Below are 15,046 nucleotides of genomic sequence, written 5' to 3'. Positions count from 1 at the left end.
CCGCCAAGCAAAAGATTCGGCCAAGGATCTGGAATGGAGCCTGGAACAATCACGCCCGCCGTCACACGGCCGTCCCAATTGGCTCGCCAATTTGAACCGGGGCGCTGCTGTCGCGTTCTTCCGCCCGAGGCGCAGATTTATGGATGGGTTCTCCAGCATGGCTCAGAGCGATAGCAACTGGTGGCGCGACGGCATCTTCTATCAGATCTACCCGCGCTCCTTTCAGGACTCAGATGGTGACGGCGTCGGCGATCTCGCCGGCATTTTGCAGCGGTTGCCTTACGTCAAATCGCTCGGTGTCGATGCGATCTGGCTGTCGCCGATCTTTCCCTCGCCGATGGAGGATTTCGGCTACGACATCTCCGACTATACCGGCATCGAGCCGCTGTTCGGCACGATGGCCGATTTCGATGCGCTGATCACGGCCGCCCACGACAACGGCCTGAAGCTGATCCTCGACCTCGTGCCGAACCACACCTCCGATCAGCATCCCTGGTTCGTCGAGAGCCGCGCCTCGCGCGACAATCCCAAGCGAGACTGGTACATCTGGCGCGATCCGGCACCCGACGGCGGGGTGCCGAACAACTGGCTGTCCGAGTTCGGCGGCAGCGCGTGGCAGTTCGATGAGACCACGGGGCAATATTACTACCATGCCTTCCTCGCCCAGCAGCCGGACCTGAACTGGCGCAATCCGGACGTCCGCGCCGCGATCTACGACGTGATGCGGTTCTGGCTCGACAAGGGCGTCGACGGCTTTCGCGTCGACGTGATCTGGCACCTGATCAAGGATGCCGAATTCCGCGACAACCCGCCCAATCCGCATTACGTCGAGGGCCGGCCGCCGAACGAAAGGATCATGACGCAATACTCCACCGACCAGCCGGAGGTGCATGACGTGATCGCCGAGATGCGGCGCGTCACCGATGAATTCGAAGCCCGCGTGCTGATCGGCGAGATCTATCTGCCGCTGCACCGTCTCATGGCCTATTACGGCAACGACCTCACCGGCGCGCAGATGCCGTTCAATTTCGCGCTGCTCTTGACCTTCTGGAGCGCGCGCTCGATCGAGACAATCATCGAGGATTACGAGAAGGCGCTGCCGCGCGGCGCCTGGCCGAACTGGGTGCTCGGCAATCACGATCGCCCGCGCGTCGCAAGCCGCGTGGGTCCCGAGCAGGCCCGTGTCGCCGCCATGCTGCTGCTGACGCTGCGCGGCACGCCGACGCTCTATTACGGCGACGAGATCGGCATGCATCAAGTGGCGATCGCGCCGGAGGACGTGCGCGACCCCTTCGAAAAGAACGTGCCCGGCATCGGTGTCGGCCGCGACGGCTGCCGCACGCCGATGCAGTGGGATGCGACCGAATTCGCCGGCTTCTCGGCGGCGCGGCCGTGGCTGCCGCTGCCGGCGCACTATGTGCGCGACAATGTCGTCAATCTCGAAGCCGATGCGCGCTCGATCCTCAGCCTCTACAGACGCCTGATCACCCTGCGGAAGAGCAGTCGGCCGCTGGTCGCCGGCGATTATCATCCGATCGCGGCGCAAGGCGATCTCCTGATCTATCGCCGCGAGGCCGAGGGGCAGGCGGTGATCGTGGCGCTCAATCTCGGCCCCGATCCGGTCGCGGTGACCACCAGCGCGATCCGTTTCGGCAGCAGCATACTGCTGTCAACGTTTTTGGATCGCGAGGACGAGCGGATCGAAGGCGTGCTGGATCTGCGCGGCAATGAGGGGGTGGTGGTGGCCCCGCCGTGAGATGTCGTCCCGGACAAGCGCAGCGAAGCGGAGCGCAGATCCGGGATCCATAACCACAGGGAGTGGTTTGGCGACGATTCGGAGTTGCCCGCTCGCCACAAACTCCTTCCTGTGGTTATGGGTCCCCGCGTGCGCGGGGACGACAGTGGGGTGTGCAGTTACAGTCGGGCACTACCCCGGATGCTTCTTCCCTCTCACCGTATCCCCGTCGATATCGCTCCGCTTCAGCAGATAATCCAGCCCGCCGACGCGGTACCAGCGATAGCCATACGGCTCCAGCACGATCCGGTGCTGGCCGCGCTTGTCGGCGTGGCTGTGGTCCTCCGCGAGCAGATTGATCAGGTGCGCGCCGGCTTCGTCCGGCAGCCCGGCCGAGAACGCGATCTCGCGCGGCTTCTCGTCGAGATTATGCACGAACAGCACCGAATTGTTGCGCCAGTCGTAGCGCATGATGAACACGGCGGGATCGCGCACCGGAATGATCGTGAAGTCGCCCCAGCCGATTTCAGGCACCTCCTTGCGCATACGGACGATGCGCTCGGTCCAGTTCAGCATGGAGTTGGGATCGCGCCGCTGCTTGGCGACGTTGACGTGGGGATAGCCGTAAGGCCCCTTGTCGATCACAGGGCAGGCCGGCTTGTTGCTCTTGGTGAAGCCGCCATGCGGCTCGGTCGACCATTGCATCGGCGTGCGCGCGCAATTGCGTTCCGGCAGTGAGAGATCGTCGCCCATCGCGATCTCGTCGCCATAGCGGATCACGGGCGTTCCGGGCAGCGTGCACATCAGGCTGTAGGCGAGTTCGAGCCGCCGGCGATCGCCGCCCAGCATCGGCGCGAGGCGCCGCCTGATGCCGCGGTCGTAGAGCTGCATGTCCTTGTCGGGACCGAAATTCCTGAACACGGAGTCGCGCTGCGCCTTGGTCAGCCGCCCCAGGTCGAGCTCGTCGTGATTGCGCAGGAACAGGCCCCATTGCGCGGTCGCCGGCCGCGGCTTGGTCGCCTTCAACGCCTTCGCCAGCGGCCGCGAATCTGCGGATGCCAGCGCATAGAACAGGTGCTGGTTGACGTGGAAGTTGAACATCATGTGCATGCGGTCGGCGTCGCGGCCGAAATATTCCATGTCCGTCTTCGGCAGCACATTGGCTTCGGCGAGGATGATGGCGTCGCCCTGCCGCCATTGCAGGAATTCGCGGAATGCGCGCAGCATGTCGTACTGCTCGACCGGCTTCTTCACCTTCGCACCCTTGGTTGCGATCACGAAGGGCACGGCGTCCATGCGGAAGCCGGAGACGCCGAGCTGGATCCAGAACCCCATGATCTTCAGGATCTCCGCCTGCACATGCGGGTTCGAGGTGTTGAGGTCGGGCTGGAAATCGTAGAAGCGGTGGAAGTAATACGCGCCCGCTTCCTTGTCGCGCGTCCAGGTCGTTTTCTGCACGCCGGGAAACACCATGCCCTTGTCGGCACCGGCCGGCTTCTTGTCGGACCACACATACCAGTCGCGGTAGGGCGAGTTCTTGTCGCGCCGCGCCTCCTTGAACCAGTGATGCTGATCCGAGGTGTGGTTGACGACGAGGTCGATGATGATGCGGATGCCGCGCTGCTTGCAGCCATGAGCGAACTCGACGAAATCGCCGAGCGTGCCGTAACGCGCATCCACGCTGTAATAGTCGGCGATGTCGTAGCCGTCGTCGCGGCCGGGCGAGGTCTGGAACGGCATCAGCCAGATCGTGGTGATGCCGAGGCCATGCAGATAGTCGAGCCGGCGGAGCAGGCCCTTGAAGTCGCCGACGCCGTCACCGTTGGCGTCCATATAGGAGCCGACGGAAAGGCAGTAGATCACGCCGTTCTTGTACCAGAGATCGTCGATCATCCGCGCAGCCTCGGTGGTTCCGCCGAGGTGCGGCGGCTGCGTGATAAGTGCGTGGGGGAGGGGAGGTTCCGTGTTTCATCCTCGGTGTCGTCCCGGACAAGCGCAGCGAAGCGGAGCGCCGATCCGGGACCCATAACCACAGGGAGCAGTCTTGCGATGACTCGGAGTTACCTGAGCGCCCTACAACAACTCCCTGTGGTTATGGGTCCCGCTTTCGCGGGGACGACGGCGGAGATCGAGGCTGCGCTTAGGCTCCATCGAGCAGTGTGCAGTTCTACGGAATCGGCTATCCTCCCCCCATGGACAATCCCGCCCGCAACATCGCCCTCGTGCCGCCGCCTGATCGCCGCCAGTCGGAGACGGCGCTCGCGGTCGCGCGCGGCACCGCGCGGCTGCTGCGTTCGCTCGGCTTTACCTGCATCAGCGAATTGCCGCTGCCCTCGGGCCGGCGCGCCGATCTCGTGGCGCTGAACGAGCGCGGCGAGATCTGGATCGTCGAGATCAAATCGTCGGTGGAGGATCTGCGCGCCGACCAGAAATGGCACGAGTACCGCGCCCATTGCGACCGGCTGTTCTTCGCCTTCACTCAGGACCTGCCGTGCGAGATCTTTCCGGAAGGCACCGGCCTGATCATCGCCGACGCCTATGGCGCGCACCTGCATTGCGAAGCGCCCGAGCACAAGCTCGCAGCCGCCACGCGCAAGCAGATGACGGTGCGGTTTGGAATGGCGGCGGCGCTTCGGATCAACCGGCTGGTCGACCCGCAAGGGCATGCGGATTCTTGGGAGTAGCGGCGCCGCAAACATCGGTGCCGTAGGGTGGGCAAAGCGAAGCGTGCCCACGATCTCTATCCAACGCAAACAGAGCGTGGGCACGGCGCTTGCGCGCCTTTGCCCACCCTACGAGACCGCTACCTTGGCGCGCGCTTGGCGAGAATGCGCTGCAAGGTACGTCGGTGCATGTTGAGCCGCCGTGCCGTTTCCGAGACGTTGCGGTTGCACATCTCGTAGATGCGCTGGATGTGCTCCCAGCGTACGCGGTCGGCGGACATCGGGTTGGTCGGCAGCTCGGATTTCTCCGCGCTGGTCGACAGCAGCGCCGCGACGACGTCGTCGGCATCCGCCGGCTTGGAGAGATAATCGATCGCGCCCATCTTCACCGCGGTGACGGCGGTGGCGATGTTGCCATAGCCGGTCAGCACGATCGCGCGCGCATCCGGGCGCTTCTTCTTCAGCGCCGAGACCACGTCAAGGCCGTTGCCGTCGCCGAGCCGCAAGTCCACCACGGCGAATGCCGGCGCTGCCTTGCCGATCTGCGCAAGACCATCCGAGACGGTGTCGCATGACGTCACCGAGAAGCCGCGCGTCTCCATGGCGCGCGACAACCGCTCCAGGAACGGCTTGTCGTCCTCCACGATGAGCAGCGAGCGGTCGGTCTGTTCGTTCAGTTCGGCGATGGCGTTCAAGGTTTTGTCCTCTCTCCAACGCGACTACATATGGCCTCGCAATCGGGCGGTGCCAAGGCCGCCGATAGTCGATCGGCCCTGTTGTGCGACGCAAGGTCGCGGCCTATCCTATTGTTTCTTCGAGGCTCTCGATAGCCTCAAAACGCTGTCGCGGCCATGTGATCTGCACCACCGCGCCGTGTTCCGGAAAGATCCGGTTGGTAAACGAGACCTTGGCGCCGGTGCGTTCCAGCAACGTGCGCGCGATGAACACGCCCAATCCGAGACCGCGTCGCTCACCGCTGCCCTCATCCGTGGTTCGTCGCCGCGACAGATAGGGCTCGCCGATCCGGTTCAGGATGTCGGGCGGAATGCCGGGGCCGTCGTCGGAGATCAGAAGCTCGATCGTGTCCTTGTTCCACCACGCGTTCACCTCGACGGTGGTATGGGCGAAATCGACCGCGTTCTCGACGATGTTGCCGACGCCGTAGAGGATCGCCGGATTGCGCGAGCCGACCGGCTCGGACACGGCGGCGACCGCGATCCGCACCTTGATCTCGACGCCGAAATCGCGGTGCGGGGCCACCACCTCCTCGATCAGCTCCGACAGCTTCATGCGGTCGAACGGCGCGCCGGTGGAGGAGAGCTGGGTAATCTTGCTCAAGATGTCGCGGCAGCGCTGGGTCTGCTCGCGCAGCGTCTTCAGGTCGGCGGCAAAGCTGGCGTCCTTCACCGTCTTTTCCAGCTCGCGCGAGATCAAAAAGATCGTCGCGAGGGGCGTGCCGAGCTCGTGTGCGGCCGCAGCGGCGAGCCCGTCGAGCTGGGTCAGGTGCTGCTCGCGCGTCAGCACCAGCTCGGTCGCGGCCAGCGCGTCCGCGAGCTTGCGCGCCTCCTCGGTCACCTGGAACGAGTAGAGGCTGGTGACGCCGATCGCGAGCACGATCGAGAGCCAGACGCCGACGAGATAGATCGGCGGCAGCACCAGGGGATCGTCGGAATCCCAGGGCAGCGGCAAATGGAAGAAGAACAGGACCGAGGCGCAGGCCACGGCCAGCACGCCGAGACCGAACGTGAATCGCGCCGGCAGCGCCGTGGCCGAGATCAGCACCGGCGCGAGGAAGAGGAACGAGAACGGGTTCTGCAGTCCGCCGGTGAAGTACAGCAGACCGGCCAGCTCCACGATGTTCAGCGCGAGCAGTCCGGCCGCCTGCATCGGCTCCAGCCGCTGCAGCGGATTGGACACGGTCTGGAGCGCCAGATTGAGCGCGGCCGACAAGGCGATGATGCTGACACAGGGGACGATCTCGACGTTGAATTCCAACCCCTGCGCCACGATGAAGATCGCGGCGAGCTGGCCCAGCACCGCCAGCCAACGCAGCCGCAGGATCGTGTCCAGGCGGATATGCCGCTGCGCGTGGCGAAAGTCGGAAGCAGCAATTTCAGTCATATCGGCCAATGGGGGTGCCTTCCAGATCACAAACGCTGGGCTCGCGGAACCACCGGATTACAAGCCTTGCGCTATCCGCTGCAATAGCAGAAGAACGACCAGCATGACCGAGAATGACAAGGCTTCAAGTCGGCCGACTGTCGCGGAGCGCAGCTCGTCCGCGGCGATCGCGGTCGAGCATCTCGTCAAAATCTATAAGCAGACCCGAGCGGTCGACGACATCTCCTTTTCGTTGCCGCGTGGCAGCATCACCGGACTTCTGGGCGGCAACGGCGCCGGCAAGACCACGACCATCGCGATGATCATGGGCCTTGTGCTGCCGACCTCCGGCCGCGTGCAGGTGCTCGGACATCGGATGCCCGAGGAGAGCGCTGCCGTGCTGGGGCGGATGAATTTCGAGAGCCCCTATGTCGACATGCCGATGCGGCTCACGGTGCGGCAGAATCTCACCGTGTTCGGCATGCTCTATGCGGTGAAGAACCTCGCCGGCCGCATCGCCGAGCTCGCGGACGATCTCGATCTCACCGAATTCATCGACCGCGCCAACGGCAAGCTGTCGGCCGGGCAGAAGACCCGCGTCGCGCTCGCCAAAGCGCTGATCAACCGGCCCGAGCTGCTGCTGCTGGACGAGCCGACCGCCTCGCTCGATCCGGATACCGCCGACTGGGTGCGGGCGCACCTGGAGCGTTATCGCAAGGACAACAACGCCACCATCCTTTTGGCTTCGCACAACATGCTCGAGGTCGAGCGGCTCTGCGACCGCGTCATCATCATGAAGCGCGGTCGCATCGAGGACGACGATACGCCTGAGGCGATCATGGCGCGCTACAATCGCACCACGCTGGAGGAGGTGTTTCTGGACGTCGCGCGCGGCCGGGTGAACGGCGCGAAGGAGGCGGCAAGGTGAGCGGTCGTACCCGTATTCGTAGCCCGGATGGAGGTCTGTCATTCCGGGGCGCGCGGAGCGCGAGCCCGGAATCCATAATCACAGGCGGCGGTTGCGAGGCGAGACGGGTCACTCCGAGTCTTCGCCAAATTGAGTTTCGTGGTTATGGATCCCGGGCTCGCGACGATGTCGCGCCCCGGGATGACAGATCCCATCCGGGCCAGGTTATCGCGCGATGACCGACATCCCCCTCCACCGCGGCATCTCCGTCCATCGCATCGGCGCGATGATCCTGCGCTACTGGTACCTCCTGCTGTCGTCCTGGCCGCGGCTGCTCGAATTGCTGTACTGGCCGGCGCTGCAGGTCATCACCTGGGGTTTCATCCAGTATTACATCGCCGAGAATTCCAATTTCTTCGCGCGCGCCGGCGGCACGCTGATCGGCGCCGTCATCCTCTGGGATATCCTGTTCCGCGGGCAGCTCGGCTTCTCCATCTCGTTCCTGGAGGAGATGTGGGCGCGCAACATCGGCAACCTCATGATGAGCCCCTTGAGGCCGATCGAGTTTCTGCTGTCGCTGATGGTCATGAGCCTGATCCGGCTTGCGATCGGGATCATTCCGATGACCTTGCTCGCCCTGTTCATGTTTCACTTCAATGTCTATGCCCTGGGCCTGCCCTTGATCGCATTCTTCTGCAATCTGATCTTCACGAGCTGGTCGGTCGGCATCTTCGTGTCGGGTCTGGTGCTGCGAAACGGCCTCGGCGCCGAGAGCATCGTCTGGACCCTGATGTTCGCGATCCTGCCGCTCGCCTGCGTCTACTATCCCGTCAGCGTGTTGCCGGTCTGGCTGCAATACGTCGCTTGGGCGTTGCCGCCGACCTATGCCTTCGAGGGGATGCGCGCGCTGCTGATCGAAAACACCTTCCGTGCCGACCTGATGCTGGAGGCGCTGGCCATCAACGCCGTCTTTCTGGTTGCATCTTTTGCAGCATTCCTTGCCCTTTTGCGCAGCGCCAAACGGCACGGCTCGCTGCTGTCGGGCGGTGAATAACGTCACTTTCCCGTGGATTCAGGCTGGTTTAGCCGCTTCGGCTCCGTAGATGTACGGAACCATGCATTGACGCAATATTGCGCATTCGGCAGTATGCTGCGATGCGAAGAGGGATATAGCGATGCCTATTGGTGAGTTCGGCGGCGCACCGCCCCTGGCTGCAGAAGGCAGTCCGGTCCTGACGACGCCGATGTACTGGATGTACGAGATGGCGCACGCCTCTCTCAATCCGGCACGTGCGGTCACTGACGCGACCAAGCTGCTGTTCCAGAATCCTCTCAATCCCTGGGCGCGCACCGAGGTCGGCAAGTCGGTCGCCGCGGCCTGCGAATTGTTCGAGCGCACCACGCGCCGCTACGGCAAGCCGGAATGGGGCCTCAACGACACCGAGGTCAACGGCATCCGCGTCCCCGTCGAGATCCGCTCGGTCTGGGAAAAGCCGTTCTGCCGGCTGCTCTACTTCGATCGCAAGTTCGCTCGTCCGCTGCGCAGCCCGCAGCCGCGCGTGCTGATCGTGGCGCCGATGTCCGGGCATTACGCGACGCTGCTGCGCGGCACGGTCGAGGCCTTCCTGCCCGCGCATGAGGTCTACATCACCGATTGGGCCGATGCCCGCATGGTGCCGCTCAGCGATGGCCGCTTCGATCTCGACGACTACATCGATTACGTCATCGAGATGCTGCACGTCCTCGGCGGCAACACCCATGTCATGGCGGTGTGCCAGCCCTCCGTGCCCGTGGTCGCCGCCGTCTCGATCATGGAAGCGCGGCGCGATCCCTTCGTGCCGACCTCTATGACGCTGATGGGCGGCCCGATCGACACCCGTCGCAACCCGACGGCGGTGAACAATCTCGCCCAGGAGCGCGGCATCGACTGGTTCCGCAACCACGTCATCACCAAGGTGCCGTTCCCGCATCCCGGCATGATGCGCGACGTCTATCCGGGATTTTTGCAGCTCAACGGCTTCATCAGCATGAATCTCGACCGCCACATGGACGCCCACAAGCAGCTCTTTGCCCATCTGGTGAAGGGCGACGGCGACCTCGTCGACAAGCATCGCGAGTTCTATGACGAATATCTCGCGGTGATGGACCTCTCCGCCGAGTATTACCTGCAGACGGTCGACACCGTGTTCGTGAAGCACTCGCTGCCGAAGGGCGAGATGACCCATCGCGGAACACGCGTGGACCCCTCCAAGGTCACGCGCGTGGCGTTGATGACGGTCGAAGGCGAGAACGACGACATCTCGGGTCTCGGTCAGACCGAAGCGACGCACACATTGTGCAGCTCGATCCCCGATCATCGCCGCGTTCATTACGTCCAGAAGGGCGTCGGACATTACGGCGTGTTCAACGGCTCGCGCTTCAAGTCGGAAATCGTTCCGCGAATCCATGACTTCATGGTCTCAGCTGCGAATCCGAGTTCATTGCAGGCTCTGGCGGCCGAATAACCTTCGTTTTCGGCTTTCCCGTCGAAAATCCAGGCCCCGCCGGAGGCTCCGGCCGGGCCTGGTTCTCTCCAGATTCGCGGTATTTAGGTAGCCTTATAGGAGTGAGTCTTCCCTCACCCCTTGGGGGTGCCGCATGCGTCCAGCGGGGGCGAAAAAAGACGGTTCCAACCCCAGTCTGTAGGGTCTCCCGGACGTCAGACCGCTGTATATTGGGCAAATGATTTGTTTTTGCGCCGAGCGCTTTCCCTGGCGGCGGTTATGGCAAAATCCGGGCGCCCTCCTGCCCCCCGGACTGACAGACATGGCCACTCGCGCTCTCCTCTATCGGCGGCCCCACGAACCCAAGACCGTCCTGATCACCCATGGATCGCAATATTTTGCCATCCGATTGCGCCGGCACCGCCGCGCGCGCCGTTACACCCTGAGAATTCATCCGAGCGATCGCGAAGCCATCCTCACCATGCCGCCGCGCGGCACGCTGGCCGAGGCAAAAGACTTTGCGCAGCGCCACGGTGCGTGGATCGCGGCGCGCCTCGGTCGCTTGCCGAAGGCCGCGCCGTTCCAGCCGGGCACGGTGATACCGCTCCGCGGCACGTCGCATCGCATCGTTCATCGCGCTGGCACGCGCGGCACGGTGTGGACTGAGACGCGCGATAGCGGCGAACGCATTCTCTGCGTCGCCGGCGGGCTCGAGCATGTCGATCGCCGCGTCAGCGACTTCCTCAAGCGCGAGGCGCGCCGCGACCTCCAGCGTTCGGCGGAGGCTTACGCCGCCGAGCTCGGCGTCAGGGTCAAGCGCCTGTCGATCCGCGATCAGTCCAGCCGCTGGGGTTCCTGCACCTCGGCCGGCTCGCTGTCGTTCTCCTGGCGCCTGATCCTCGCGCCGCCCTTCGTGCTCGACTACCTCGCCGCGCACGAGGTCGCCCATCTCGTCGAGATGAACCACTCGGCGCGGTTCTGGCGCGTGTGCGGAAAAGTCTGCCCGTCGATGGAGCGCGCCAAGAAGTGGCTCGACACCTACGGCAACGATCTGCACCGGTATGGGGTCGAGGATTAGGGGCGCTGTCGCCTAACCGTCGCTGTCGTCGCCCGGCTCGACCGGGCGACCCAGTAAGCCGCGGCAGTCGTTATGAATCTCGATGTCTCTGGAATACTGGATTCCCCGCCTTCGCGGGGAATGACAGTTGAGAATGAGCCGGCTTCAGACTCCGCTCACGCACTGAAATCCGCACTCGTCCCCGCTTGCGCGCCTGACGCCAGATAGGCCGACTGCTGCTGCGCGCTGGCCTTCTGGCCCTCGGCCAGCATCGCCTGGAACGCAGCGTCGAGTTGCTCGCGGCTGTAGGTCGTGGAACTGCTTTCACGCGGTGTCCATTGCGATTGCGTGATCGCGGTAGGCGCCTTTTCGACGGTGCCGCCAAGCAGCCTGGCGTAATTGTCGGCGCGCCACTGCGCCAGGTCCGCTCATGCCGGGAGGATCTTCCAGCTTGCCGATCTTCGCGCCCGCCAGGTTGGTCATGGCCGAGGATCCGCCGTTGTACAGCGTGGCCACCACCTTGCCGTCCACTTTCACCTGCGCGTAGGTATTCTCCGGCGCATTGTCCGCGACGACCGACTGAGGTGCATTCGTCTCGTGCGCGATCAGCCAATGCGTTGCCATGAGGTCATGCAGGACGGGATCATCCGCGGCCGATATGACCTTGGCGCCTGACAGCGGCTTGACCTGCGAGAGGTCGATCCGGAAGCCGCTGGTTGCCGCGTCGGTCGCATCCGGTGCCACCGCCTGAAGACCCGACGTCGCATTTGAAGTGGATGCTGATGCGGGCCGCAGATGCGGCAGCGCCGCGCTGGATAGATTTGAAATCATGGAACGCTCCCAGACACTCGCTCAACTTATGAGAGCAAATCCCGGGCCGCTGACGGGAGCTTGAAGGGATTGGAGTTTTTGCTTTAGACGAGTTCCGGTGGCGCGGCGAATTTTGCCGCGCTGGGCAGGACTTGCCGAAGCGATGCCGCTGATTTCCAAGCACGTGCTTCAGGCGTCTGGGCTGCCTCCGCAAGCCGTTGATTTCGTTATCTTCGGCTACTGTGCATGGGGTTGTTTTCGCAGTTTTTGTTTTGAGGTCATGGAGACCTCAGCCCGAGCCTATCGGTTTCCGCCGAACAGCCGGTCCATCAGCCAGCCGTCGAGCCCCGCCGCCGCTTCCGGCCGCGCATTGGCGCGCGTCGGCGGTGGACGATAGCCGCCATTGCTTGCGGGTGCCGGCCCGGGCGCCGCCGCTGTCGGCGGCGACACCTGCGAGGCCGCCTGCGCGAGGTTCGACAGGCCCCAGCCACCTTGTGTGCTTGGCAATGCCGCGACCGGCACGCCTTCGTGCGCCGCCTTCATGAAGCGCGACCACACTTCCACCGGCAGGCCGCCGCCGGTCGCCTTCTTGGTCGGCGAGTTGTCGTCATTGCCGAGCCAGACACCCGTGACGAGGCTCGCGGTGTAGCCGATGAACCAGGCGTCGCGGTAATCCTGGCTGGTGCCGGTCTTGCCGGCCGCGGGCCAGCCGGGGATCTCGGCCTTCTTGGCGGTGCCTGATATCAGCGTCTCGCGCATCATCGCGTTCATCATCCCGACATAGCGGGGGTCGATGACCTGATTGCGCTCCTCAGGCTGGCGCATGTAGAGCAGCTTGCCGCCCAGCGTCTTGATCCGCGTGACGACATGCGGTGCCACCGCGAGACCGCCATTGGCGAAGGGCGCATAGGCGCCGACCAGCTCGACCACCGAGACTTCGGAGGTGCCGAGCGCGATCGAGGCGTTTGGCTCGAGCTTGGAGGAGATGCCGAGCCGGTGCGCGGTGCGCACCACGTTCTTCGGTCCGACCTCGAGGCCGAGACGGATGGCGACGGTATTGAGCGACATCGCCAGCGCCTGCGTCAGCGTCACCGCGCCGAAATATTCATGGGTGTAGTTCTCAGGTCGCCAGCCCTTGACCTCGATCGGCGCGTCCTGTCGCATCGTATCAGGCGTCAGGCCCTGCTCGAGCGCGGTCAGGTACACGAACGGCTTGAACGAGGAGCCCGGCTGGCGTCTGGCGGTCACAGCGCGGTTGTACTGGCTCTCGGAATAGTTCCGCCCGCCCACCATGGCGCGCACCGCGCCATCAGGTGTCATCGCCACCAGCGCGCCCTGGCTGACATTGAACTTCACGCTCTTGGCCGCGAGCTCGTCGATGATGGCGGCTTCCGCCACGCTCTGCAGCTTTGGATCGATCGTGGTCTCGACCTTGATGCTCTCGTCGATCTGGCCGACCAGATCGTCCAGCACCTCGCCGATCCAGTCGGCAACGTAATTGACCGTGCCGGCGCCGACCGGTTTCACATTGTAGGAGGGATGGCCGATCGAGGCCTGCGCCTGCGCATCCGTGATGAACTTTGCGTCCGCCATCGCCGCAAGCACGATTTGCGCGCGCGCCTCAGCGCCTTCGGGGTTGCGGTTCGGCGCGAGGCGCGAGGGCGATTTGACGAGCCCGGCCAGCATTGCGGCCTCGGCGACCGTGACGTTCTTCGCCGACTTGCCGAAATATTTCTGCGCGGCGGCCTCGACGCCATAGGCGCCCGAGCCGAAATAGACGCGGTTGAGATAGAGCTCCAGGATCTCGTTCTTGGAGTGCTTGCGCTCGAGCCAGATCGCGAGCTCCACCTCCTGCAGCTTGCGCTGCATGGTGCGCTCCTGGGTCAGGAACAGGTTCTTGGCGAGCTGCTGCGTCAGCGTCGAGCCGCCCTGCGAGACGCCGCGATGCATGACGTTGGTGACGAGGGCGCGCAGGATGCCGATCGGGTCGATGCCGAAATGCGAGTAGAAGCGGCGGTCCTCGATGGCGATGAAAGCCTTCGGCAAATACGGCGGCAAATCCTTCAGCGAGACATTGGCGCCGGCCATCTCGCCGCGTTGCGCCAGCATGCTGCCGTCGATGCCGACGATCTGGATCGTTGGCGGCCGCTTGGGAATCTCCAGCGACTGGATCGGCGGCAGATGGGCGCCGACATAGATCACGACGCCGATCACAGCGATCGCGCCCCACAGGCCGAGCACCGCGCCCCAATAGACCAGGCGGCCGATGCTGGCGCCAATACGTGACTTAGTGCGCCGCTTGGCGCCGCTGCGGCTGGCTGGCGCCTTCCGCTCGCGCGGCGGCTCGTCGCCGGAATCCTCGCCCTTGCGCTTGGCGGATGATTTCATCGATTTCTTCGGCTTGTCGTCGCCGCCAGGAATGCGATCCGCCGCGGTCAGGCGCAGATCGGCGAGCGCCGCGGGCAAGCCGAACAGCGGCTCCTTCCGCCCACCCTTTTTCTTTCCCCACGCCATACGCAAAAACGCCCGGTCAGCCCGCCCCGCCGCACGCTAGCGGTCGCTGTTTAAGGCCCGGTTACCCAGACCTTAACGCGCGATTAGGAGGTGCGGCATTCCCCCGCCGCAGTTCCGCTGATTGGATGACGGAGCTAGGATCGCCGGCATAAAACACGAGGAAACACGCAGAGGAAACCCAAATGGGCCATATCGATCCGACCAAGGAGATCTTCGCGCAATTCCGGGACAATGACCGCCCGGGTCCGATCCACATGCTCAACCTGGTGCGCCTGCGCAAGGAGGCGGCCTACCCGGACGGCCGCAAGGCGAGCGGCGCCGAAGCCTACGCGGCCTATGGCCGCGAGAGCGGCCCGGTGTTCGAACGCCTCGGCGGCCGCATCATCTGGCAGGGCAAGTTCGAGCTGATGCTGATCGGTCCGCAGGAGGAGCGCTGGGACCATTGCTTCATCGCCGAATATCCTGATGTCGGAGCCTTCGTCGAGATGATCCGCGATCCCGTCTACCGCGAGGCTGTGAAGCACCGCCAGGCCGCCGTCGAGGACTCACGGCTGATCCGGCACGCCGTGCTGCGGATCGGGAAGAATTTTGGAGAGATACCGGAGTAGGCCGCCAAATCGGTGATCTCCCTCCGTCATCCTGAGTGCGAGTGGCGCGATGCAAAGCATCGCGCCGGGAGCCTCGAAGGATGTGCGGCCACCAGCGGGCCGTCGCCCATCGAGGGCCGCTGAAGAAGCGGCCACCTCCTAAGGGGTGACGGGGATCGCTCCAAAAGAT

11 protein-coding genes and 1 pseudogene are annotated in these 15,046 nt (G+C 64.2%); 7 read left to right on the top strand and 5 right to left on the bottom strand.

The annotated features are described in order from the left end of the window. The first annotated feature begins 157 nt into the window (after nt 1-157). On the top strand, nt 158-1,756 hold the full coding sequence (locus XI03_RS28755; RefSeq protein WP_271594017.1) for an alpha-amylase family glycosyl hydrolase: 1,599 nt from the start codon (nt 158-160) through the stop codon (nt 1,754-1,756). A gap of 171 nt (nt 1,757-1,927) precedes the next feature. On the opposite strand, the gene XI03_RS28750 is transcribed toward XI03_RS28755, so the two are convergent. Next, nucleotides 1,928-3,628 carry an alpha-amylase family protein gene (locus tag XI03_RS28750; RefSeq protein ID WP_038949475.1) on the bottom strand — a complete coding sequence of 567 codons (1,701 nt, stop codon included), beginning with the start codon at nt 3,626-3,628 and terminating at the stop codon, nt 1,928-1,930. A 299-nt stretch (nt 3,629-3,927) separates the two neighbouring features. Here XI03_RS28750 and XI03_RS28745 point away from each other — a divergent pair, with 299 nt between their 5' ends. Beyond that, nucleotides 3,928-4,419 carry an MmcB family DNA repair protein gene (locus XI03_RS28745; RefSeq protein ID WP_271594016.1) on the top strand — a complete coding sequence of 164 codons (492 nt, stop codon included), beginning with the start codon at nt 3,928-3,930 and terminating at the stop codon, nt 4,417-4,419. A gap of 119 nt (nt 4,420-4,538) precedes the next feature. On the opposite strand, the gene XI03_RS28740 is transcribed toward XI03_RS28745, so the two are convergent. Both XI03_RS28740 and XI03_RS28735 read right to left on the bottom strand, forming a co-directional pair. Next, nucleotides 4,539-5,093, bottom strand: coding sequence for an ActR/PrrA/RegA family redox response regulator transcription factor (locus tag XI03_RS28740; protein WP_095424935.1), 555 nt, complete (start codon nt 5,091-5,093; stop codon nt 4,539-4,541). Nucleotides 5,094-5,196: 103 nt separating this feature from the next. Beyond that, nucleotides 5,197-6,519: an ActS/PrrB/RegB family redox-sensitive histidine kinase gene (locus XI03_RS28735; protein ID WP_028139600.1), complete on the bottom strand. Its 1,323-nt coding sequence runs from the start codon at nt 6,517-6,519 to the stop codon at nt 5,197-5,199. Nucleotides 6,520-6,622: 103 nt separating this feature from the next. On the opposite strand from XI03_RS28735, the gene XI03_RS28730 reads away from it, so the two are divergent. From XI03_RS28730 to XI03_RS28715, 4 genes are all read left to right on the top strand, one after another. Next, nucleotides 6,623-7,426 carry an ABC transporter ATP-binding protein gene (locus tag XI03_RS28730; RefSeq protein ID WP_212429576.1) on the top strand — a complete coding sequence of 268 codons (804 nt, stop codon included), beginning with the start codon at nt 6,623-6,625 and terminating at the stop codon, nt 7,424-7,426. 214 nt (nt 7,427-7,640) lie between these two features. Continuing rightward, the gene (locus XI03_RS28725; protein ID WP_271594015.1) at nt 7,641-8,459 is read left to right on the top strand and encodes an ABC transporter permease; all 819 of its coding nucleotides are present in this window, start codon (nt 7,641-7,643) and stop codon (nt 8,457-8,459) included. Between the two features lie 121 nt (nt 8,460-8,580). Further along, the gene (locus XI03_RS28720; protein WP_028139603.1) at nt 8,581-9,909 is read left to right on the top strand and encodes a polyhydroxyalkanoate depolymerase; all 1,329 of its coding nucleotides are present in this window, start codon (nt 8,581-8,583) and stop codon (nt 9,907-9,909) included. A gap of 217 nt (nt 9,910-10,126) precedes the next feature. Next, the gene (locus tag XI03_RS28715; RefSeq protein ID WP_028139604.1) at nt 10,127-10,966 is read left to right on the top strand and encodes a M48 family metallopeptidase; all 840 of its coding nucleotides are present in this window, start codon (nt 10,127-10,129) and stop codon (nt 10,964-10,966) included. A 155-nt stretch (nt 10,967-11,121) separates the two neighbouring features. Here the strand turns inward: XI03_RS28715 and XI03_RS28710 are convergent. Both XI03_RS28710 and XI03_RS28705 read right to left on the bottom strand, forming a co-directional pair. After that, a pseudogene (locus tag XI03_RS28710) lies at nt 11,122-11,776 on the bottom strand (hypothetical protein). 279 nt (nt 11,777-12,055) lie between these two features. Next, nucleotides 12,056-14,269 (bottom strand): transglycosylase domain-containing protein, encoded by a 2,214-nt coding sequence (locus XI03_RS28705; protein ID WP_271594014.1) that lies wholly within the window; start codon nt 14,267-14,269, stop codon nt 12,056-12,058. Between the two features lie 182 nt (nt 14,270-14,451). Here XI03_RS28705 and XI03_RS28700 point away from each other — a divergent pair, with 182 nt between their 5' ends. Continuing rightward, on the top strand, nt 14,452-14,877 hold the full coding sequence (locus XI03_RS28700; protein ID WP_028139607.1) for a DUF1330 domain-containing protein: 426 nt from the start codon (nt 14,452-14,454) through the stop codon (nt 14,875-14,877). Nucleotides 14,878-15,046: the final 169 nt, after the last annotated feature.

It is taken from the genome of Bradyrhizobium sp. CCBAU 65884, from assembly GCF_028128835.1.
In the GTDB taxonomy this organism is placed as follows: Bacteria; Pseudomonadota; Alphaproteobacteria; order Rhizobiales; family Xanthobacteraceae; genus Bradyrhizobium; species Bradyrhizobium ottawaense.
The sequence above is the reverse complement of the archived record's forward strand: the minus strand, read 5'-3'. Positions and strand labels throughout refer to the sequence as shown.